19 protein-coding genes and 1 tRNA gene are annotated in these 22,379 nt (G+C 48.4%); 10 read left to right on the top strand and 10 right to left on the bottom strand.

What is annotated here, in order from left to right; translation table 11 throughout:
- Positions 1 to 6 precede the first annotated feature (6 nt).
- Positions 7 to 1,611, bottom strand: a complete 1,605-nt coding sequence (locus tag OSH01_RS12465; protein ID WP_266124446.1) for an ABC transporter substrate-binding protein — start codon at positions 1,609 to 1,611, stop codon at positions 7 to 9.
- A gap of 451 nt (positions 1,612 to 2,062) precedes the next feature.
- On the opposite strand from OSH01_RS12465, the gene OSH01_RS12460 reads away from it, so the two are divergent.
- Complete coding sequence (locus OSH01_RS12460; protein WP_266124445.1) at positions 2,063 to 2,650, top strand: cupin domain-containing protein; 588 nt, start codon at positions 2,063 to 2,065, stop codon at positions 2,648 to 2,650.
- Positions 2,651 to 2,997: 347 nt separating this feature from the next.
- Here the strand turns inward: OSH01_RS12460 and OSH01_RS12455 are convergent, their stop codons facing one another.
- Both OSH01_RS12455 and OSH01_RS12450 read right to left on the bottom strand, forming a co-directional pair.
- On the bottom strand, positions 2,998 to 3,933 hold the full coding sequence (locus OSH01_RS12455) for a uroporphyrinogen decarboxylase family protein (protein ID WP_266124444.1): 936 nt from the start codon (positions 3,931 to 3,933) through the stop codon (positions 2,998 to 3,000).
- Between the two features lie 12 nt (positions 3,934 to 3,945).
- A complete protein-coding gene (locus OSH01_RS12450; RefSeq protein WP_266124443.1) occupies positions 3,946 to 4,926 on the bottom strand; it encodes a Bug family tripartite tricarboxylate transporter substrate binding protein in 981 nt (326 codons plus the stop codon).
- A 749-nt stretch (positions 4,927 to 5,675) separates the two neighbouring features.
- Here OSH01_RS12450 and OSH01_RS12445 point away from each other — a divergent pair.
- A tRNA-Ser gene (locus tag OSH01_RS12445) sits at positions 5,676 to 5,767 on the top strand.
- A 179-nt stretch (positions 5,768 to 5,946) separates the two neighbouring features.
- On the opposite strand, the gene OSH01_RS12440 is transcribed toward OSH01_RS12445, so the two are convergent.
- The 3 genes from OSH01_RS12440 to OSH01_RS12430 form a co-directional block, all read right to left on the bottom strand.
- Complete coding sequence (locus tag OSH01_RS12440; RefSeq protein ID WP_266124442.1) at positions 5,947 to 7,377, bottom strand: aldehyde dehydrogenase family protein; 1,431 nt, start codon at positions 7,375 to 7,377, stop codon at positions 5,947 to 5,949.
- 75 nt (positions 7,378 to 7,452) lie between these two features.
- Complete coding sequence (locus tag OSH01_RS12435; protein ID WP_266124441.1) at positions 7,453 to 8,628, bottom strand: acyl-CoA dehydrogenase family protein; 1,176 nt, start codon at positions 8,626 to 8,628, stop codon at positions 7,453 to 7,455.
- A gap of 44 nt (positions 8,629 to 8,672) precedes the next feature.
- Positions 8,673 to 9,323, bottom strand: coding sequence for a helix-turn-helix domain-containing protein (locus OSH01_RS12430; protein ID WP_266124440.1), 651 nt, complete (start codon positions 9,321 to 9,323; stop codon positions 8,673 to 8,675).
- Positions 9,324 to 9,403: 80 nt separating this feature from the next.
- Between OSH01_RS12430 and OSH01_RS12425 the strand changes: the two genes are divergently transcribed.
- The 6 genes from OSH01_RS12425 (at position 9,404) to OSH01_RS12400 (ending at position 14,647) form a co-directional block, all read left to right on the top strand.
- Positions 9,404 to 10,381 (top strand): Bug family tripartite tricarboxylate transporter substrate binding protein, encoded by a 978-nt coding sequence (locus tag OSH01_RS12425; protein ID WP_266124439.1) that lies wholly within the window; start codon positions 9,404 to 9,406, stop codon positions 10,379 to 10,381.
- Between the two features lie 76 nt (positions 10,382 to 10,457).
- Positions 10,458 to 11,717, top strand: a complete 1,260-nt coding sequence (locus OSH01_RS12420; RefSeq protein ID WP_266124438.1) for a CaiB/BaiF CoA transferase family protein — start codon at positions 10,458 to 10,460, stop codon at positions 11,715 to 11,717.
- A gap of 42 nt (positions 11,718 to 11,759) precedes the next feature.
- A complete protein-coding gene (locus tag OSH01_RS12415) occupies positions 11,760 to 12,491 on the top strand; it encodes an enoyl-CoA hydratase/isomerase family protein (RefSeq protein ID WP_266124437.1) in 732 nt (243 codons plus the stop codon).
- 12 nt (positions 12,492 to 12,503) lie between these two features.
- The gene (locus OSH01_RS12410) at positions 12,504 to 13,361 is read left to right on the top strand and encodes a VOC family protein (RefSeq protein ID WP_266124436.1); all 858 of its coding nucleotides are present in this window, start codon (positions 12,504 to 12,506) and stop codon (positions 13,359 to 13,361) included.
- 436 nt (positions 13,362 to 13,797) lie between these two features.
- Positions 13,798 to 14,184: a hypothetical protein gene (locus OSH01_RS12405; RefSeq protein WP_266124435.1), complete on the top strand. Its 387-nt coding sequence runs from the start codon at positions 13,798 to 13,800 to the stop codon at positions 14,182 to 14,184.
- A 154-nt stretch (positions 14,185 to 14,338) separates the two neighbouring features.
- Positions 14,339 to 14,647 carry a hypothetical protein gene (locus OSH01_RS12400; protein WP_266124434.1) on the top strand — a complete coding sequence of 103 codons (309 nt, stop codon included), beginning with the start codon at positions 14,339 to 14,341 and terminating at the stop codon, positions 14,645 to 14,647.
- A gap of 56 nt (positions 14,648 to 14,703) precedes the next feature.
- On the opposite strand, the gene serS is transcribed toward OSH01_RS12400, so the two are convergent.
- From serS to OSH01_RS12380, 4 genes are all read right to left on the bottom strand, one after another.
- Positions 14,704 to 16,047, bottom strand: coding sequence for a serine--tRNA ligase (gene serS, locus OSH01_RS12395; RefSeq protein ID WP_266124433.1), 1,344 nt, complete (start codon positions 16,045 to 16,047; stop codon positions 14,704 to 14,706).
- A 139-nt stretch (positions 16,048 to 16,186) separates the two neighbouring features.
- Positions 16,187 to 17,518: a replication-associated recombination protein A gene (locus OSH01_RS12390; RefSeq protein WP_266124432.1), complete on the bottom strand. Its 1,332-nt coding sequence runs from the start codon at positions 17,516 to 17,518 to the stop codon at positions 16,187 to 16,189.
- Between the two features lie 3 nt (positions 17,519 to 17,521).
- Positions 17,522 to 18,148, bottom strand: a complete 627-nt coding sequence (lolA, locus tag OSH01_RS12385) for an outer membrane lipoprotein chaperone LolA (RefSeq protein ID WP_266124431.1) — start codon at positions 18,146 to 18,148, stop codon at positions 17,522 to 17,524.
- On the bottom strand, positions 18,138 to 20,513 hold the full coding sequence (locus tag OSH01_RS12380) for a DNA translocase FtsK (protein WP_266124430.1): 2,376 nt from the start codon (positions 20,511 to 20,513) through the stop codon (positions 18,138 to 18,140). Before OSH01_RS12380 ends, lolA begins: the two co-directional genes overlap by 11 nt.
- Positions 20,514 to 20,558: 45 nt before the next feature.
- On the opposite strand from OSH01_RS12380, the gene trxB reads away from it, so the two are divergent.
- Positions 20,559 to 21,515 (top strand): thioredoxin-disulfide reductase, encoded by a 957-nt coding sequence (trxB, locus tag OSH01_RS12375; RefSeq protein WP_266124429.1) that lies wholly within the window; start codon positions 20,559 to 20,561, stop codon positions 21,513 to 21,515.
- A complete protein-coding gene (locus tag OSH01_RS12370; protein ID WP_266124428.1) occupies positions 21,502 to 22,284 on the top strand; it encodes a Smr/MutS family protein in 783 nt (260 codons plus the stop codon). The genes trxB and OSH01_RS12370 overlap by 14 nt, the downstream gene beginning before the upstream one ends.
- Positions 22,285 to 22,379: the final 95 nt, after the last annotated feature.

Below are 22,379 nucleotides of genomic sequence, written 5' to 3'. Positions count from 1 at the left end.
TTTACGTTACTTCATCCAGGTATCATAAAGACCACCACGCACACCCAAGGGTGTTGTAATTAGGTCTTGCACTGCTGAACTTTTGAGTGCAACCAGCTGCATTTCCATGATTAAAATTAGCGGACTATCTTCAACAATCTGACGTTGCAATTTATGGAAAAGCTCGGCACGTTTTGAAGGGTCTAGTTCTGTTTGAGCAGCAACCCATAGCTCGTCGCCTTCGGGATTGCTGTAGCGTGATACGTTCGCAAATGGAACTTCGGGATTAATCGCTTCAGACCAGTAATTACGCTGAACACCCAGGGTGGGGTCGGCCATTCCCACAGACCAACTTGAGGTCATGTCAAAATCGTATTCTGCGTGTACTTGGCGAGCGAAGGTGGGGAAGTCACTATTGCGCAGGGTCACATCTATACCTAAACGAGAAAGTGCTTGGCGAATGTATTCGCCCATGCGTCGCCAATCTTCACCAAAAGGAGCCACATCGTGGACGATAGTAAAACGGCTACCCTTCTTGCCATCACGCGGATATCCTGCATCATCCAACAGCTTGTTCGCAATATCCAAACGGTCTTCAACGTCAAACTTACGCACGCCTTCAGTCGTATGCAAGTTTCCATACACGGATGAAATCGGTCCAATCGCCGGTTTACCAAAACCGTACCAAATATTTTTAGTAATAAATTCGCGATCCAGAGCGTAAGCAATAGCCTGCCGCACACGCTTATCAGCAAGGGGGCCTCGCTGAGTATTTAGCTCCAACAACATCATCGGGGCCAGTGCTTCATAACCGCCTTCGGCAATTTCAATCTCAGGCAAATCAGCTAGGCGACGCATTTCAACCGGATTAATAGTGCCAAAGTTGGCAACATGAACTTCACCGCGCTCCAAGGCAGCGGAACGAGTCGATGCATCGGCGATAAATCGAAAAATGAGGCGATCCAAATAAGGACGACCTTCACGCCAGTAGTTTTCATTCTTCGCCAACTCAATAAAATTGCCTTTTTCCCACCGTACAAACTTGAATGGCCCCGTACCTATGGGGTTATTCACTGCGGGATTCGCCCGAAAATCAGTACCTTCATAAATATGGCGCGGCACAATAGGCGCCTCAAGACTGGATAGCCCCATGAACATCGGCGGATAAGGGTGCTTCAAGTTGATAACGGCTACATGTTCATTAGGCGTATCAATTGATTCAATCGGCCCCAGGTTGGCCATACCTCGCGGATGATACTCCCTTACCACTTTTAGCAGCGAGAATTGCACATCAGCACTGGTAAAAGGCTCACCATCATGCCAAACGACCCCTTTTCGCAGATTGAACGTTACTGTTTTGCCGTCCTCGCTAACCTCCCATGACTCTGCCAACGAAGGAGTGGGCTGCATGTCCATGTCGTATTCCAACAGCCCATCAAAAATCTTCGTGGCTAACTCGGCCGTCGAAGGCGCTGAACTCAAAGCATTAGTAATCAATGCTGGTTCAGGCGTTGTCATCATAACGAGTGTGCCTCCCTCCTTGGAGGTATCCGCTGCTGATGCTGATAAGGCCACCATAGCGAAGGTAAAGCCTACAGTAGCTGCAACCCGTCTTAAGTTTGTGAATGCCATCTAGTTTTCCCTATCGAGCCCTACGCGCAGAAGGAGCGCACACTGCACTATTTATGTCACATACAAAATTCACATGCACGATAAAAATACATGCAGATGAAAAATTATTCTATTTGTATAAAAAATCAGTGAAAATAGGTGTAAACCCGAAAAAACACTCCAAAAACTAAAAAAATTTACAATACAAGTGAAAATTAGCAGCTAGGATGATAAAGAAACTGGTTGTGCCATAAGGTTTCCAATAACAAAACTTCTAACTTGCCGATAATTTCGACCAGAAACAACTAATCGACCTTTTAAAGGGGCATTCAAGATACAAGCTTATACACCGTAGCTAAAGTAGTAGGGATTCGAATTAGTTTATTTGGTATATTCGTCAAGTGAAATTTCAATCCAGCTCTACATTAAAAGAGCGGATGAACATGTACTAGCAAAATAGAAAGGCTCACAAATGTCCATGCCCGAATCACCCGCCGTCCTCGGCCAACATCTTCGACAACTACGCAAAGAACAAAAGCTGTCGCTGGCAAAGCTAAGCGAACGCTCGGACGTTTCCGTCAGCATGCTGAGCCATATTGAACGCGGACAAACCATGCCCTCGTTAAGGAGTTTGAATCGAATATGTCAGGCTCTAAATATCGAAATGTCGGCTATTTTTCCAACAAGCGACCCAGAATACGAAGACGAAAGCAGTGAAGTCGTTCGTGCACATGGACGAGCAGAACTTGCATTCAAGCCATATGGTTTGACTAAAGAGTTATTGTCACCCAAGCGCAACAAAAGTCTTGAGTTCTTCATGGTAACCCTAGAGCCAGGAGGCGGCTCAGGCCCGGAATTGCTGGTACGTCAAGGTGAGAAAGCAGGCATGGTTGTGCAGGGTGAACTCAGCCTGTTAATAGGTGAAAAACAATACGTCCTGTCAGAAGGTGATAGCTTTCAATTCAATAGTAGCAAGCCGCACCGCATCCTTAACAACACCGACAGCCCGATCAAGATTTTGTGGATTATTAGACCTGATTCGATTGTGGGCGATATTTAAACTTCGTGCAGGCTCAACCTTCTCAAGCCTGAACTATTTTCTACGGATACTCGATAGAGGCAAACAGCGGAACTATTCACACAGTAATTTCGGCACAGAGTCCGTAGCCCTCATCAAAATTTGCCTTTGACTACTCAACCCCTATACCCGAACCTCATGATTTTTGGCAGACTTTCGTCGCTCAGCTATCTTGATTACGCACCAAGGGGTCGTGAGTTCGAATCTTGCCAGCCGCGCCAAAACATAAAACTGTCTACACACTCACCCAATAATATCGATGCATTCTAAGTTCTACTTGGGGCTGCCCGCTTGCTCAAAACAAACGCAAGCCGGCAGCCCTCGTACCCTTAAACCGCCTTGGTATATTCCCGCAGGTAGTTTAAGTTGCGCATCGGTGTGAAGGAAGGAATTGTGCAACCTGGCGCGATAATTAAACGGTCTCTGCCGACCTGAGCAAGAATATCATCTACTTCCGCTTTAACATCGGGCAAACTGCGTTCTTGGATGCGGGTCTCATCCACGCCACCCATAAGACACTTATCCGTATGCTGACGCAATTGTGTCAAAGAGGGGTTGCTGGCCAAACGATCAGAAACACTAAGGACCTCGCAGGGGTAATCCCACGCGCGATCCATCAACAAGTGATCGCCATGAACGTGCAATACACGTACCATGCCCTCGGCTGCCTCTAGCACGCGTATCGCAAAAGGCTTTTGAAATTTCTCATGGCGTTCCTCTGTAACACCACGGGGACGATGCTCAGGAATGGCACCATTTATCGACAGAAAAATTCCCTCGACTCCCATGGCCTTCACAGCGCGCACGTACTCGCAAGTCGTTTCCGTCACGTGCTCAATAGCCTCTAGAGCGGCGCTTTCTTGTGCGAAGAAATTCTCTGCCTGACTGAAACCTACGTTCCTGACAATTTGCTGATAAGGCTCAAACACCGTGTCCAACATGGGAGTATCAGGCCCCAACTGCTCTCGCAACAAGCGCAAGACATCAAACTGCAGTTGAAAAGGTTCCTCGTTCATGTCAAGCCTGCGATAGGCCTTAAGACTTTCAGCTGAGTCTAGGGTATTGACATGTGCTGGAACAGGATAACGATAGTCATTCATTACCTTCAGGACATCCCAGTCATAGGCTTGCATGAATTGACTGTGCAAATCGGCGGTGCGTTTGCTGTCCAAGTGATCAGACTGAAAGTGTACCCATGCGGTGACAGGCGGGCGATCCACATTGGCACCCGACACCGCCGCCATAAATCTTTCTTTTTTATTCATTTCTCTTTCCACTTATTGAGGTTCAACACCCGCGTCACGTAGCAATTTTGTGACTTGCTCGACGGCAGAGCGCAAATCGGAGCTGTACTCATCGGGTGACTGATTAGGAGCCGTAAACATTGCACGATCAGCCAGGGCTTGTTTAACCTCTGGATCCGATAGGGCCTTGGTTGCCGACTCGTGTAAGCGTTCTCTTACTGCTATAGGCGTATCGGCAGGAACAGCAAGCCCAATTCGCGTCGTAAACGAGTATTCAGGGAACCCCGCTTCGGCGGCTGTAGGAACATCTGGTAAAGAATCAAGGCGCTGCTTGCCAGTGACGGCTAGGGCCCGCAGCTTGCCTGCTTCGATTTGTGGCAGAGGGGTCTGGGGTAAATCGAACATTACATCAATGCGCCCTCCCATCAGATCGATAATGGCTTGGGACGCCCCTTTATAGGGTACATGGGTCATATCAATACCCGTCGCCGCTGAATACTGAGCACCGGCCAAATGTAACGTGTTGCCTAGACCTGCAGATCCATAAGTCACCTTACCAGGATTCGCTTTCGCATAGTCGGTGAACTCGGCAAGTGTTTTAGCCGGGAAATCTGGGTGCACTGCAATAACTAGCGGTGACTCCACCAAATTTGTTACGCCAGCAAAAGCGGTCACAGGATCGTATGGCAAGCTTTTATTCAAAGCCACTAACGATGCATTGGTCATTTCACCGATAAGAAAGATCGTGTAACCATCAGGCGCAGAACGGGCCACGTAGTCACCACCTATGACGGTACTACCACCCGGCCGGTTATCCACGATGATATTGTGCTTCATATCTTCAGCCATTTTCTTGGCGACGACACGTGCTACAAAGTCAGATGAGCCACCTGCTGTATAGGGCACCACTAGTCTGATAGGTTTATTGCTTTCTGGGAACTGCTGGGCCAAGACAGGCTGGACTATCGCTATTCCACCTATCACGCCAACAATACTTTGCAGTAATTTTTTCATTATGCCCTCCAAAGAAGCGTTTAAGAAAAATTGTATTTTATAAAATGTATCCACCTAGACTTGTCCAGCCTTGGCGGCCCCCATTTGATGAGCAACGCCAACCGCTGTCCTCCCCTGGTCTTTTACCCCATGCCAAAACCCGCCTATTCAAGTATGTCCCTGGCTGGATTTTAGTGTCCGCCTAAGCAAAAGAACCCTAACAGCGGACGTCTATCAACTTTATCAGCATAGCGTGTAACAAACCCGTAAAACAAGTGAATCACTGCCGATGGCGACTAACAATGAGGTGATCAATATTATGGCTGGGTAGGCAGAGATAAAAATATCATTCTTGGCTTAAAAAACACAAAATAAGTGAAAAAACTTAACCAAAACAACATTAGAAGTGAATAATATTTATCATTCTAGAAAAAACAGAAACTTACGATCTTAAGACGGCGTAGTTAACGTTAAAAACACCGCTCAAAACTCATCCTCACGCGCACTCACTTGTGGACAAGCACCGTGCGACATGGCTCAAGCCAGTACCCGTCAAATATGGCGAGGAACAGCCCAAGAAATGAACCACAACGGAGGCATTACCACAGAGGAAATCGAAAAAGGCTATGTGCTCAGTTGCTGCACCAAAAGTGTACGGCGATATTGAAATTGAACTCTAACCATAGCCCACGGCAATCTCTTGCCCAACCAGATAATTTCGTTATATAATCGCCTGCTTACCTTAGCTATTTTTAGCAAAGGTAAAGCGCGGACAGGTGGCAGAGCTGGTCGAATGTACCTGACTCGAAATCAGGCGTACGTGATAAGCGTACCGTGGGTTCGAATCCCACCCTGTCCGCCAATGATTTGCCTAAGCAAGTCTAAAAAAATACAAAAACCCCGTAGTATTAATATACTACGGGGTTTTTTCCATTTTAAAAAGCTTATATCGTTAGACTCTTACCCCTGCGCCTAATTGACATCATCAGGAAGCTTCCCCGCTCTATCACTTATTAGGCTTAATCAGTGGCGTACCGCTTCTTACTCACCATAACCCATGATTGCCTTAACCTCTAGGTATTCCTTGAAGCCGAATTCTCCCCACTCACGGCCATTCCCAGAGCGTTTGTAACCACCAAAAGGTGCGGAAACATCTGGACCTGCCCCGTTAATGTGCACCATACCAGTACGTAATTGCGCTGCTACAGTACGTGCTTTACTGATATCTTTACTGTAAACATAACCAGAAAGACCATATTCAGAATCGTTGGCATAACTAATAGCTTCCTGCTCGCTATCGTAAGGAATAAGGCAAAGGACAGGCCCAAAGATTTCCTCTTGTGCAATGCGCATGGTGTTTTGCACATCTGCAAAGATTGTAGGTCTAACAAAGTAACCTTCGGTAACCCCTTCCGGCTTACCTAAACCACCTGATACCAGACGAGCACCTTCTGCTATGCCAGCCTGAATCAAAGCCTGTATACGATCAAACTGTATTTGACTCACTACTGGGCCCAATCTTTTTTTGTCTTCGGGAGTAGCACTAGCTTGTTCAATAGCTAAGGCCAGCGGTCGCAAAATTTCGATTGCCTCTTCTTGATATTGACGAGGAATAAGCAGTCTTGTAGGCGCGTTGCAGCTTTGCCCTGAATTCAAAAAACAAGCTTGGAGACTTTGTTTCAGTACACTAGGTAAGTCCACATCACTTAAAATAATATTAGCTGATTTACCGCCCAATTCTTGAGCCACACGCTTCACGCTCGGCGCCGCTTGCGTTGCTACCGCAACACCAGCTTTTGTAGAACCTGTAAAGCTAATCATATCGATCTCGGTGTGCCTTGCCAGAGCTTCTCCAACCTGATCACCTTGACCATTCACTAAATTAAACACACCAGCTGGCACACCCGCATCATGAAGGATGTCGGTTAGTAAAATCGCGCTTAACGCTGCTTGTTCAGACGGCTTTAATATGACAGTACATCCTGCAGCTAAAGCGGGTGCAACTTTACACAGCACTTGATTTAAGGGCCAATTCCAAGGCGTGATCATACCTACAACACCTATAGGCTCGTAACATATCGCGGTACCTCTACTAACCGTTTGAAATTCAAAGTTTTTAAGGACCCGTATAGCTTGCTTGATGTGTGCTGCCCCCATAGGTACTTGAGCGGCTTGAGCCAGCCATAAAGGAGCACCCATTTCTGCGGAAACAGCTTGAGCAAGCTCTTCCTTTTTTTCTTCGTATTTATTCAGAATACTCTCTAGAAGCTCGGTGCGCTCAGCAACTGTGGTCAGTGAGTACGTTCTAAATGCTGATCTAGCAGCTTTGACAGCAAAATCTACATCCTGCTCATTCCCCAAGCTTAAGGTACCTAAAGTAGTAGCAGTACTAGGGTTGATTAACTCAAGAGTATTTTTCCCCTGGGGTGGAACCCACTTTCCATTAATATAGAAATGATGCTGCTTGCTCATATTGTCCTCCTTAGGGTAAGTGAATATAGATAACCGATCGCCAAGCCCTAAGATGCCAAGCGACCAGTCTAATGATTAAAACTGTACGCTTTCGTCGCGCTGAATTAAATGCTTAGCGATAATGATCTGCTGAATCTGGGTAGTGCCTTCGTATAAGCGAAGTAAACGTACATCACGATAGAAACGCTCTACTTTATATTCACTGATATATCCCGCCCCGCCATGAATTTGTACTGCCCGATCAGCCACCCTGCCAACCATCTCTGTGCAGAACATTTTAGTGCATGCCGCTGCCATACTGAGCTCATCGTTACGCGCGCCCACCGGGTTCTGGTCATACTGTCGAGCCGCTTCTTTGAGCATCGAAACAGCGGCGAATAATTCCGCTTGGCTGTCAGCTAACATGCCCTGAATAAGCTGAAACTGTGCAATAGGCTGTCCAAACTGCTGACGCTCTTTGGCGTAGGCGACGGCATCTCTGATAAGACGATCAGCCATCCCACAGGCTTGAGCCGCTATATGCAAACGACCTCTGTCTAGCACTTTCATCGCGGTATAAAACCCTCGGCCGGGTATACCACCAATAATATTTTCCGCTTTTACTTTTACGTCATCGAGTATCACATCAGCCGTCAATGTGCCTCGTTGCCCCATCTTATGATCTGCTTTCCCAACTGTTAAGCCTGGGGAGTCGGCTGGTACTATAAAAGCGCTAATACCTCGAGCCCCATCATCACTTGTACGCGCCATCAAGGTGAAAGCTCCTGCGCGATTAGCGTTGGTAATAAAACGTTTCGTGCCATTGATAATGTAATGGTCACCATTCTGAACTGCGCGTGTTTGTATTGCTGCAGCGTCCGAGCCCGTGCCTGGCTCTGTCAGAGCAAAGGAGACCGTAATTTCTCCAGAGGCAAACTTGGGAAGCCAATACGCCTTCTGCTCTTCGGTACCATCCATAAGCACCCCTTGAGAACCTATGCCCACGTTGGTGCCAAATACAGATCGAAAGGCAAACGCGGTGTGGCCGATATCGTAAATCACCTCACACTCTTGTTCCATTGACAGCCCTATCCCACCGTACTCCTCTGGAATTGAGAGGCCGTATAACCCTAACTCTTTGATGTCATTAATGATATCTGTAGGGACAGCGTCATTTTCTTCCACTTGATTTTCGGCTGGTATCAAACGTTCAACAATAAAACGTTGTAGTACTGCTCGGAGTAGCCCGAATGATTCTTGATCTAAAGCCATTGTTGTTCCTCGCTCCATGTGTGACTTATGTTGTTAAGACTAGATTAAATGGGACCCATATCAATAATTTGTCCTATGCGCACTGCTTGCTCATGCAGGATCGCGATTTGTTGCTCCTGTTTTTCTTGCGTGTCTAATTCGTCTTGATTCGTTGAAATGGCCAGAGATAAAACTCTAGGGCTGTTATTTGGAATTCGAACTGCGAAAGAAATTTGATGCACGGGAGGATAAATTTGAGAGGCGTGCTGTGTACCCGGCGACATTTTCAAAGCTTGGTAAAGAGCACTATTACTGGGCAGAATGCTCCCAACTCGTAGGTTTGCAACATGCAACCGTCTACGTTGAGCTGGCGCGAGAGCTCGCGCAATAATTAGCACTCCTTCAGGGTGATGCTCTCCAATGTTCGCGGTACCCAGAACTTCATCAGCTAAAGCCTGCACGATAGTTTGAACCACTTCCGTAATGCCCAAGCTCTCGAGTGCAGCGAAGCCCAATTCCAATGTCTTGCTAGTTAGACTCCAACGGTTTTCATCGCGTGCAACATATCCCTCCTCTTCTAATGTAATGAGGAATCGCATTACGGTGGCGCGGGACAAATCAGTGAGCCTGGCAAGATCTGCCACAGTGGGGTAAGGATTTCCCCTGAATTGCTCCATCAATAGTAGACACCTTTGTATTGATCTATTATGCTTCATGACATGTTCACTTAATGGATGTTATGTTCACCTAGTGATCTAAATAATAACACAAGATTCTAATTTTTTGGGAGACATCAATGAATTTATTCGTGCGTAGATTTTTTTCTGTAGCAGGTGCCGTTGGGATGACCCTCATGTGCGGAACATTACAGGCCGAGACTGACTATCCAAATGGCCCACTTACGCTAGTAGTGCCTTATGCTCCGGGAGGGACTACTGATATCGTTGCGCGTTTAGTAGCTGCCGAATTGGGGCAACGTATCGGGCAAGCAGTAGTTGTTCAAAATAAGAGCGGGGCCGGCGGGGTGGTAGGAACGGATTATGTGGTGCGGCAAAAACCTGACGGATATACCTTAGTAACTGGGAACATTGGACCACTAGCAACAAGCCCCGCTTTATTTCCAAATTTACCGTATGACCCAGTAAAAGATCTGATACCAATTCGTAACTTGGTAGGTATTCCCAACGTAATCTTAGTTCGTGCTGATTCCCCATTTAAGACGATCCAAGATGTCTTGGAATACAAAGACAAAGATGCTTTATTTTATGCCTCGTCTGGTACATCAACCTCGCCACATTTGACAGGTGAAATGTTTGCTTTAGCAACGGGCGTGCCTTTAGAGCACGTTTCTTATCAAGGAAGCGCTCCGGCTTTAGTCGATTTAATTGCGGGTAACGTGCCTTTGATGTTTGATAATTTACCTGCATCTATTGCTCAGGTTCAAGCTGGCGCGGTACGCGCCTTAGCGGTTACTACAGAAGAGCGCCTGCCTTTACTTCCGGACGTGCCTACCTTGAAAGAGTCTGGCGTGCAGGATTTTGTGGTAACCGGTTGGTCCGGTTTGTTTGTACCCGCCGATACTCCACAGCCCGTTGTGGACTTCCTGTATGAAAATGTGGAACAAGTGATGCAAAGCGACAAAGTCAAAGAACGTATTGCCGCTTTGGCAGCGGAGGTGCCACAAGGTAATTCTGCCGAGTTTGGTCAGTTCTTGCAGGATGAGATTACTCGTTGGAGCAAGGTGATTAAAGAAGCAAATATTACTGTTAATTAATAAAAAACCGTGATCTAGGACCACGACAACCCCTAGATCAACGTCATTTACGAATTTTTAAAAGGCATGTATTCATATGTTTGACCGTCAGTTTATCGACAGTCTGCCTGTGTATGACAGATCGGAAGCTTCGGAGCTACCACTTAAGGGCATGTTAGTACTGGACATTACCCATTATATTGCTGGTCCACTAGCCAGTATGCTATTGGCCGACCTTGGGGCTACTGTCATAAAAGTAGAAGCACCCGGAGGAGATCGCTTTAGAGCCTATCCGCCGCATGATACCTCTGCACCAGAAGAAGGTGCGGCTTATTTATGGGCGAACAGAAATAAGCTGGGTTTGGAACTAAATCTGAAAAGCGAGCAAGGGCAGCAAGTCATCAGTCGTTTACTGACCAAGGCGGATGTGCTAATTGAAAATTTCGCTCATGGTGTCATGGGCAGATTGGGCTTCGGCTATGAGCAGGTGCATGCCTTAAATCCAAAGCTGGTGTATTGCTCTGTTTCTGCCTACGGTAGCCAAGGAAAATTTGCCGAGCGACCCGGATTTGATTCCGTGGTGCAAGCCGAGAGCGGCTTTGTAGCGATGAATGGTTACGCGGATAGACCAGGCGTTCGTACAGCTTCTTCTGTAATGGACATAGGCACCGCCATGTTGGCGTCTAACGGCATCTTGGCGGCTTTGTATGCACGTCAAGCCACAGGCGAAGGGCGTCATGTTGAGGTGTCTTTATATGGCAGTGCCTTACTGATGAATGGTTATGCCACGATGCAGACTCTGTGCTCAGGTCAAAACATGGAGCGTTATGCAAATACCAGTCCGGATAGTTGTCCGACAGGGGTATTTGATTGTCAAGACGCCAGCTTTTTTCTGCATTGTGGAAATAACGAGATAGCTAAACGCTTATTTAGCGAGGTGCTAGCACGCCCTGATTTAGCAGAGAACCCCGCTTATCAAACCGCAGCAGGCCGCCTGGCAGACAGAGAGAGCATCTTTGTCATATTAAAAGAAGCCTTTGCCACAATGTCATGGGCCGAACTTAAGCATGCACTGGAAAATGCGCGAGTGCCAGCCGGGCAAGTGCGAGACCTAAAAACCGCCTTACTCAGTTCCGAGACGGAGCAACTGGCCGCAGTAGAGCGCGTGCCGCATAAAACTTTGGGTTGGGTGCCGAATGTGAGAACACCCATATTTTTTGATGGCAGTATCGGTAATGCGGCGTCAGCCGCTCCGGTCCGGGGCCAAGATAGCGAGGCAGTGTTGCGCGATATCGCAGGTTTTTCAGAAGAGGAAATACAAGCGATAGTCCAGAGTGGACATGTGCGCAGTGCATAGTTAGAAAAACCAGATCGCTTACTTTACTGTGAGGAACTACAGATGATTACATCAACGATGAGCAATGGCATTTTGGAAATTGCTATTGATCGTGCAGAACGAAAAAATGCCTTGAATCATGCCATGTATGATCAGTTACGAGACCTGTTCACTGCATATGGGCAGGATGAGTCCTGCCAGGCGATTATTTTGTATGGAAAAAACGGTTTTTTTACAGCTGGCGCTGATCTGAAGGATTTTCAGCAAAAGCGCGGCAAAGAAGACCCTCCTGCGGTGCGTTTCCTACGTGCCCTAAGCAAGGCCCAACAACCTGTAATTGCGGCTGTTGAAGGTTTTGCAATTGGCATTGGTGCGACACTTTTACAACATTGCGATTTTGTTTATGCCGCTAACGATAGTCGCTTCCGTATGCCGTTTGCTTCTCTGGGTTTATGCCCCGAGGGAGGCTCATCTTTATTATTAGAGCAAATTGTAGGACGTCGACGTGCTAATGACTGGTTATTGAGTTCACGCTTTTTCAGTGCTCAAGAAGCACTGGAAGGCGGCTTTGTGACAGCTTTGCTTGAGCCGGGTCAAGCTCTTGTAAAAGCGCGTGAAGTAGCAGAGCTCTTGCGCACCCACCCATCGTATGCCATACGTTTGACTAAACATATGTTGCGTCAAGGGTCGGCGGAGGATGTTCAGAAAGCATTTGACTTTGAAGCCGCGATGTTTGCGCAGTGCCTTGCTCGTAAGGAAACTCAAGATTCAATAAAAGATACCGGTAAGGTGTGATTGGGGGACATTATGTTTAGTAAAGTAGACAGAATATTGGTAGCAGTAAACGATCTGGATATTGCTCAAAAAAATTACGAAGATATATTGGCCGCAGTCCATGTGGGTGACTCAAAAAGCGTTTACTTGAATGCGACTGTACGAACCATGGCAATTGGTGGCAGTGAGGTAGAGCTATGTTGCCCTTTAGGGCCCGGTCTCACACAAAGTCGACTTAATACAAAAGGGGAAGGCCTGTTCATCGGCGGCGTAGAAACTACGAATCTGTCCTCGTTTGAAGATCAATTGAAGCAACAGAAAGTGGGATATGTACGCGAGGGGGATCGCTTGTACCCCGATCCCACTGCCTTGTACCAATTGCCTCTGGCAGTCAGTCAAGCATCGCAGCGGATCAGACAGCCAGGCCCGGTCGATGACCTCTATGAGTTAACCATGGTGCTGAAGTCAAACTGGAACACGGTGGCGCAGCATTATGCCGATGTTTTAGGACTGAATCGTGAGCACGAGGTCGGTATTACATTTGAGCGTTTCGGTTACGAAGGCAATCTAATGAAGTTCAATCCAGATGCACTGGATAGGATAGAACTATCAGAGGCTCATGACCCTGCTTATCCTATGGGTAGATACACAGCCAAACATGGTGATGCTTTATATATGTGCTATATCGAAACGAACGATTTAGCCGATATTATTCAGCGGCTAGAGAGCAAAAAAGCTCCCTATACGCGTCGCACGACCACGCCAGTCGAGCGTGATGGCCTTTGGATTCATCCTGCTGTACTCAATGGCGTGCTCTTGGGCGTGTCCCGCCGTACCCTCGCGTGGGGATGGTCTGGAGATCCCAAGCGCATTGAACCACTCAGTGACTAAGACTGTTCAACGCAAGTATCCACACGAGCCCCCTTACACTCAACTACTCCAGGAAACCTAATTTTCTCAATTTAGTTATGATGCAATTGAGTTAACCGGCGAAGGGGGATGGCAGACTTATACTAGGAAGACAGTCTTAGCTTGATCAGTGGGCGTGGCGCTATAACGTAACCCATGCCCATTAAGCTAACGGCCGCTAGAGGCTGCTCCAAGGGTTAGGTCACATTTAACCCATATGACGTTTCAACGTTTACATAAAGACTAAACCCCGATTGCGCCCCTCAGGGTTTCCCCTTTTTTGGGCCAGGTTCGCTTGCGTTCTCGGGGCGCTGCTTCTATATTAAAACTAAGCGACAGCATTAACAGCCTTAACGTTTTTAACTTTAAAAAGACGTAGTGAAGTCACAAGCCATTGTGTTTTTCTTAAGGAGTTATTATGCCTATCCAATCTTTTCAGTGGCTCGTCACCGTTAGCGACAACCCAGCTTCGTTTAACGCGTGGGATATGTTTAGTTGGCTTTACCGCTTACCCGGAAGCATAATCATCGAAATCTTAGGCCACATTACCCCGTTGGCTGCACTACTGAATATCCAAGCCTCTCGTTCCACCGGGTATGCCACCTTAGATGGCCGTATTGTTAACGTAGTTTCTCTCTTTATCTGGGCAGCAACTATTTTGTGGATCTTGCATACTAGCTCCACACCCTCCTCGTCTGTTAAACCTCGGGCGCAACGTAAAGCTCCCTCATTGCATCGCCCCTATAGCAAGCATGGAAAAACGCGTAAAACCTCGATCGGACTGAAAACGCGTTTTTTAAATTGATAAGCGAGACGCTACAGAAGTTACTATTTGCTAACCGTACGCAGTGGTACGGCATTTTCTGTAGCTTTTAGAAGCGCTTTACTCAACCTCACTTACTCATTTCTGACGCCCAGCGGCGACAATAGGCCACCTAAGCAACTTAAGGGGGCATTTCATGAAAAAATGGATCGTCGCTGGTGTAGCCTCGGTATTAACGATAGCTTCCATAGGTGCGCATGCTGGCGGCCTAAATGTTGACGTTAATATAGGCATACCTGGCTTTGGCTACGGTGGCTCTGTTTATCATCCACCTGTACACGTAATAGAGCGTCCAGTGGTAGTGGTATCGCCGCCACGCGTCCACCATCATCGCCCTGCCTATGTGGAATACCGTCCACATTACCACTCAAAAAAATGGCGTAAAGAACAGAAGCGAGCGCATAAACGGTGGCGTAAGCAACAGGAGCGCTACTGGGATGATTAACACCAGACATCGATAAAAAAGCGGATGTCCATATTTTTGGCATCCGCTTTTCTGTTCTAGGCTTGAGGAGTAATTTTCTCTAGCCCCCCCATATAGGGGCGTAACACCTCGGGCACGACAACTGAACCATCCTCTTGCTGATAGTTTTCAATCACTGCCACTAAGGCACGCCCCACCGCCAGCCCGGAACCATTTAACGTATGCAGATATTCGGGACGTCCTTTCTCGGGGCGGAAACGAGCTTGCAAGCGACGCGCCTGGAAGGCCTCGCAGTTGGACACGGAAGATATTTCACGCCAGGTGTTTTGAGCTGGCAACCAGACTTCTAAGTCGTAGGTTTTAGCTGCAGAAAAACCCATATCGCCAGTGCATAACTGCATGACTCGATATGGTAGACCTAACTTTTGCAACACCGCCTCAGCATGCCCGAGCATTTCCTCTAGGGCCTCGTAGGACTTCTCCGGATGCGCCAATTGCACCATCTCTACTTTGTCGAACTGATGTTGACGAATCACTCCGCGCGTATCGCGCCCCCCACTACCAGCCTCGGAGCGAAAGCAAGGCGTATGGGCTGTTAAGCGCACAGGCAAGTCTTCCTGCGGCAGAATTTCATCTCGTACCGAACCGGTTAGCGTAATTTCAGAGGTGGAGATTAAATATAAATCCTCGGCTACCGCGTCGGCATCTGTTTCTTCTGTGTGGTCTTGGCCGCCTTTAGTTACCCAGAACATATCGTCCTTAAACTTAGGCAGTTGCCCAGTGCCAAATAACGTGGCGGCATTCACGATATAGGGTGTATAGCATTCTTGGTAGCCATGCTCGATGGTTTGCGTATTTAGCATGAACTGTGCCAGCGCACGGTGCAAAGCGGCCAATGGACCGCGCAACATCATAAAGCGAGAGCCGGACAGCTTGCGAGCCGATTCGAAATCCAAGCCGATTTTCTCACCCACCTCCACATGGTCTTTGGGCTGAAAAGTGATGTGAGCAGGCTCATCATTGGCATTCCGTGCGCCTGGAATCCAGCGGCGTAACTCAACGTTGTCCTCTTCAGAGCTTCCAACTGGCACGCTGCTATGAGGGATATTAGGAATCGTTGCTAACCACGAGCTTAGCTCTGCTTGAATTTCGGCTAAGGCTAACTCGAGCTGCTTAAGGCGTTCTGGTATGGCTTGGGACTCCGCCATTTCTTGACTAGCGTCCTCGCCTTTTGAGCGCAACTGACCAATACGTTTAGACAATGCGTTACGCTGAGCCTGCAGATTCTCAGTGTCGACTTGCACGGATTTACGCCGCGCCTCAAGCTCATGAAAGCGCTGTGCGTCAAAGTCAACGCCACGCGTGGCCAAGCCCTGCACGACCAGGTCTATATCTTTGCGTAATTGGTTTTGATCTAACATGTAAAAACCTAAAAATTGGGGTCAAGATAAGATTGTAGCTAATCCAGTTAGAAACCGTGAGCCTTGATCACCGCGTTTGTTCAATACCACAGCAAAGCACACGAAGGATATTGAGCTTACGAACCGCTTAGACTGACTCTTAAGGTTTTTTAGTGTCTTTATCTAACTGTCGCAGTTGTTTTAGCTTATCGCCTATTTTTATCTCCAGCCCTCGCGGCACGGGCTTATACCAGCCTGGCTCAGTCATTCCTTCAGGCAAATACGTTGCGCCAGCCGCATACGCACCCGGCTCGTCATGCGCGTAACGATAAGCTTGCCCATGCCCTAAGTCTTTCATGAGTTTGGTTGGGGCATTACGCAAATGCATAGGAACAGCGCGACTTTGATCTTGCTGCACAAAGGCACGGGCGCGGTTATAAGCCATGTAGCCGGCATTACTTTTGGCCGCAACGGCTAGGTAAATGACCGCTTGGGCTAGTGCGAGCTCACCCTCAGGACTACCTAAGCGTTCGTACGTTTGTGCCGCGTCATTCGCTATTTGTAAGGCTCTGGGATCTGCCAAACCTATGTCTTCCCATGCCATGCGCACAATCCTTCGCGATAGGTATTGCGGGTCAGCACCGCCGTCAAGCATACGCGTTAGCCAATATAGCGCAGCGTCAGGGTGAGACCCCCGTACCGATTTATGCAAGGCGCTAATTTGATCGTAAAAAGCATCACCACCTTTATCAAAGCGTCGTAAGTTTTGTGATAAAGACAGCTCTAACCATGCAGCATCGATGTCCGCTTGCCCGGCCGCGCGCGCCGACTCAACCACCACCTCTAGGGCATTAATAAGGCGGCGCGCATCCCCATCAGCCCACTGAGCCAATTGCTCGCGGGCATCGTCTTGGATATGAAACGGCGTACCATCTTCCTGTAAGACCAACAGGGCTTTATCCAACAAGAGCAATAAGTCTTCTGTTTTTATCGCCTCCAGCACATACACTCTGGCTCGTGACAGTAAGGCCGAATTCATCTCAAAAGAGGGGTTCTCGGTGGTGGCACCAATAAAAGTAAATAGGCCACTTTCTACATACGGCAAAAAGGCATCTTGTTGGGCCTTATTAAATCTATGCACCTCGTCAACAAACAAGATCGTGCGTCTGCCCTGCCCTTGTGCTACCTGAGCACGGGTAACTGCTTCACGTATATCTTTAACGCCCCCCAAGACAGCGGAAATAGCCAAAAATTGCGCATCAAATCCATCCGCCATCATGCGTGCCAAGGTGGTTTTACCTACCCCTGGTGGCCCCCAGAAAATCATCGAGTGGGGGCGACGAGATTCAAAAGCGACCCGTAACGGCTTACCTGGGCCCAGCAAATGCTGCTGACCCACCACGTCTTCCAATTGTCGAGGTCGCATGCGTTCAGCCAACGGCGCGTGCGTATGCCCGGCCAACGCCTCGGAGAACAAATCACTGTCGTTCATGGCTTATTGGATTTCAACTACATCCACTCCTTCGGGAGCAGTAAAGGTGAAGGTATCCGCCGGCAAATTAGGATTAACCTGTAAGCTTGAAAATTCGATTAGGGTGGTCTGATCAAAAGCGTCTTTTAACAGCAGACGCTGTGGCTTACCTTGCTTAAAGCCTATGTCTACATAAGCAAAGCCGGCGTCAGGGCTCAGGGGCTTAGCGCGTAACCAATCTAAGCCTTCTTGCTGTCCTTCCTCGCTTAATTGGAAGGAGCTTTCCAAGCTTGCCGTGCCAAACAAAATAGCCGCAGGAGAAGTGCCTATAGAGGCATCAACACCCCGTACCGTTACCTGAGCCAAGTCAGGGTCGTATTGGTAGAGCTGCTTACCATCAGAGACAATCTGCTGCTCATAGGGCTTAAGCACATCCCAACGAAACTGCCCAGGGCGACGAAATACAAAGGTACCCGTTTGGGTACTTTGTGGATTGCCTGCGGCATCGCGAGTATGTTGCGAAAACTCACCTTGGGCCGCGGGCACGGCTCGTATAAATGACTTTAACTGATCGGCGGCTGTGCCAGCCGCCCCTGCCACCAGCGGACTAGCCATCATCACGGCGGCTAGCAAAAAGGTTTTAATCTTCATCTCTTACCTCACCACCTTTCACGAGTATGTCGCGGTTACCGTTAGACTGCATCGCAGATACCACACCTGATGCTTCCATTTGCTCTAGCAAGCGCGCTGCACGGTTATAGCCAACCCGCAATTTACGTTGCACAAAAGAAATCGACGCCCTTTTATCTTGCAACACGATTTGCACTGCTTGATCGTAGAGTGGGTCGGATTCAGCATCCACCAAACCCGTCACACCATTTACCCCATCGCCTGTTTCACCCTCGACCGTGCCCTCAAGCAGACCGTCGATATAATCAGGTTCGCCATGCTCTTTCAGGTGTTCCACCACGCGATGCACTTCATCATCACTAACAAAGGCGCCATGCACCCGTGCGGGCAAACCTGTACCTGGCGGCAAATACAGCATATCCCCTTGGCCTAGCAGTGTCTCGGCTCCCATCTGATCCAAGATAGTACGCGAATCTATTTTCGAAGACACTTGAAAGGCTATGCGAGTGGGAATATTAGCTTTAATTAAACCGGTAATTACATCGACGCTAGGACGCTGAGTGGCTAAAATCAAATGTATTCCTGCCGCCCGTGCTTTTTGTGCCAAACGTGCAATGAGCTCTTCGATTTTTTTACCCTGCACCATCATTAAATCGGCCAACTCATCAATGACCACCACAATCATGGGCAATACAGATAAAGGCTCGGGGGCATCAGGCGTCAATGAAAAGGGGTTCGGTATGACCTCGTCACGCTTTTGCGCGTCGCGTATTTTGTTATTAAAACCGGCCAAGTTGCGCACACCCATTTTACTCATTAAGCGATAACGCTTTTCCATTTCGCCCACACACCAATTTAAGGCATTGGCAGCCAAGCGCATATCTGTGACGACTGGGGCTAACAAATGGGGAATCCCCTCGTAGACGCTCATTTCCAGCATCTTGGGGTCAATTAAAATCAAGCGTACATCGGCCGCGTCCGCTTTGTACAACAAAGACAGAATCATGGCATTGATCCCCACCGACTTACCCGAACCGGTGGTTCCCGCCACCAATAGGTGAGGCATTTTCGCCAGATCGGCCACCACAGGCTTACCGGCGATATCTTTACCTAAAGCCATCGTCAGCATCGAAGCACTGTTGTGATAGGTTTGCGACCCTAGTATTTCTTCGAGGCGTACTATTTGTCGCTTAGCGTTAGGCAACTCGAGACCCATCAGGTTTTTGCCCGGAATAGTTTCCACCACTCGGATGCTAACCAAGCTTAAGGCACGTGCTAAGTCTTTCGCCAAATTAACAATTTGACTGCCTTTTACTCCCGTAGCAGGTTCGATTTCATAACGCGTAATCACCGGACCGGCTTGCGCTCTGACCACCGTAACAGACACACCAAAATCCGATAATTTCTTTTCAATTAAGCGCGAAGTGAATTCTATGGTTTCGGGAGATACTGTCTCCAATTCCCCAGTGCTGCAGTCAAGCAAGGACAAAGGAGGAAGGTCTCCGCTATCGCCTGCTTGCTTAGGTACTTTAAACAGAGTTTGCTGCTTCTCTTGGATGACTCGCTCGGACTTGGGTACTTGGGTAACCGAGGGCTCGATGCGCACTGGTTGCTCGTGGGCCAACTGCTCTTGACGAGTCGAGACCATCTCGTTTCGTTCCGCTTTTTTAACTTCGCCCAGTTTGCGATCCTGACGCGCTGCAATGCCCGACGTGATGTTGCGTATGCAAAGTTCAATTAAAGTACCGACGCGCTCAGCCACCGTTAACCAAGAAAAGCCAAAAAACAAACTGAGTCCTATTGCCAGCACTGCCAGCATGAGCAAAGCACTACCTGAATAGCCTATGGCCGTTTGCAAAGCATGAGTTAACGCAATGCCCAGTTGCCCCCCTGCCCCAGCAGGTAGCTCAAGACTTTGTCCCCATGACTTGAAAAAGAAGGCCTCTACGCCCATGCTGCCGATAAATAACAAGGTAAAACCTATACCTGTTTCCCAGCGCACACGTGGTAATACGTCATCTATTTTGGCTTGCGGCAACACTAAACGGGTAAGGCGATAAAAGCCCACAGCCACCCGCTGTACTAAAAGAGCCACCCACCACCACGCTGACAGACCAAATAAAAACAGCAGGCCATCAGAAATAACGGCTCCAAACATGCCTCCGCCATTTTTGATACTGCTGCTATAAATGGATTTCGACCAGCCAGGGTCAGTTGGGCTCCAGGTAGCGAGTACCAAGCCTAACCATGCCGCCAAGGCAGCAAAGATAATCCAGCGCGCTTCGCGCAATAAACTTGCCAAACGTTGTTGTAAGGGCGAGGGCCCATTACGCACGTTTTTTGAAGACCGAGAACTACGAGGGGATGTTGCGGGTATTCTTGCCATGGACTCATTATAATTGGAGGATCTTAAATTTTCGGATTTTCTGTGATGTCTACAACCAAACACGCTAAAGTCTTGATTCTTGGCTCAGGTCCTGCTGGATATACCGCTGCAGTATACGCCGCTCGCGCTAATCTGAAGCCGGTCCTCATTACAGGTATGGAACAAGGTGGCCAACTTATGACCACCACCGATGTGGACAACTGGCCCGCCGACGCACAAGGTGTATTAGGCCCTGACCTAATGGCTCGTTTCCAAGCACACGCAGAACGCTTCGAAACTGAACTGATCTTTGATCAAATTACTAAGGTCGATTTAAGCAAGCGCCCATTTACCTTGTTTGGTGACGGCGGTGCCACCTATACATGCGATAGCCTGATTATATGCACAGGAGCTTCTGCACAATACCTTGGCTTGCCTTCTGAACAAGAATTTATGGGTCGAGGTGTGTCAGGATGTGCCACATGCGACGGTTTCTTTTACAGAAATCAGGATGTTATTGTGGTGGGTGGCGGCAATACGGCGGTTGAGGAAGCCTTGTATCTTTCTAATATCTGCAAAACAGTTACCTTGGTGCATCGTCGTGATACGTTCCGCTCCGAAGCCATACTGACGGACAAACTAATGGATAGAGTGGCCAACGGAAATATTAAGCTCAAACTGTTCCATGTATTAGATGAAGTGTTGGGCGATAACAGTGGCGTAACAGGCGTGCGCTTGCGCAATGTGCAAACCGATACGACGGAAGATCTAGCCGTAACCGGTGCATTCATTGCCATCGGTCACAAGCCCAATACAGACATTTTCGCCCAACAGCTCGATATGCACGATGGCTACATTACCACGCGTAGTGGCTTAAAAGGTCTGGCTACCATGACCTCCGTGCCGGGAGTTTTCGCAGCAGGTGATGTACAAGACAATATTTATCGTCAAGCTATTACCAGTGCTGCAACCGGCTGCATGGCAGCCTTGGATGCACAGCGGTGGTTGGATGAAGCAGAGTAAGCCCAAAACACTTGCTCGTAGCCTGGCTGACCTAAAGCAACTGCGTAAACAGGTCGAACAAGCAGAAAAAACTGCGCCGACAGTGGCGCAGCCTCAAAAGCGAAAAAAGCCTAGACCGCCCGACCCGGGGCAGTCTAAGTCCAGCCCGCCAGCGCTACGTTCCTTCGTTGAGCAAAGCAACACTTCTGAACTAGGAACGAGCTTTAGCCCCGAAGATAGAGCTTTGCTGCGTCAAGCTTACGCCCAAGTAAAGCCTTTACGTCACCCTGACGTTGTCCTTCGCGGCCCTACTAGCGCAGCAGTACGGCATGATCCTATATTGCAAGAGCGTAGACGACACGCTGAAGGGGCACCTACACCCAACGTGGCGCTCACTCCTGTGTCAGATCAGTACACCTCGGCTCAGGCAGAAAGCAATGACCGCCAATACCGTAACCCTGCCTGCGGCACGGATGTCATGCGCAACCTGATTAAAGGCAAATGGCCGATTACTGCCAGCCTAGATCTCCATGGAGCCAACGTAGATCAAGCCCGCGAACGACTCGATAATTTTCTATCATCATGTCTAGAGCACCAACTTAAATGCGTACGTATTGTGCACGGGGTAGGCTATGGCTCCAAAGGCGACCCCCTATTGCCACGTACAGTTAGGCTCTGGTTACGCCAGCTAGACGCCGTACTCTCGTACGTGGAGTGCGCCGAGCATGAAGGCGGACAGGGGGCAGTGAAGCTATTACTACGCAACATAGACAAATTAGAGCAAGAATAGAAAAGGGCCAGTTCTCACTGGCCCTTTTCTATTTCTAGTTGTTATGTGTACTGCTTTATTGCTTTTATGAAAATGCTGCTTTTTGCAGCGGCCCT

The organism is Alcaligenes endophyticus, assembly GCF_026344035.1.
Classification (GTDB): domain Bacteria; phylum Pseudomonadota; class Gammaproteobacteria; order Burkholderiales; family Burkholderiaceae_B; genus Alcaligenes; species Alcaligenes endophyticus.
The sequence above is the reverse complement of the archived record's forward strand: the minus strand, read 5'-3'. Positions and strand labels throughout refer to the sequence as shown.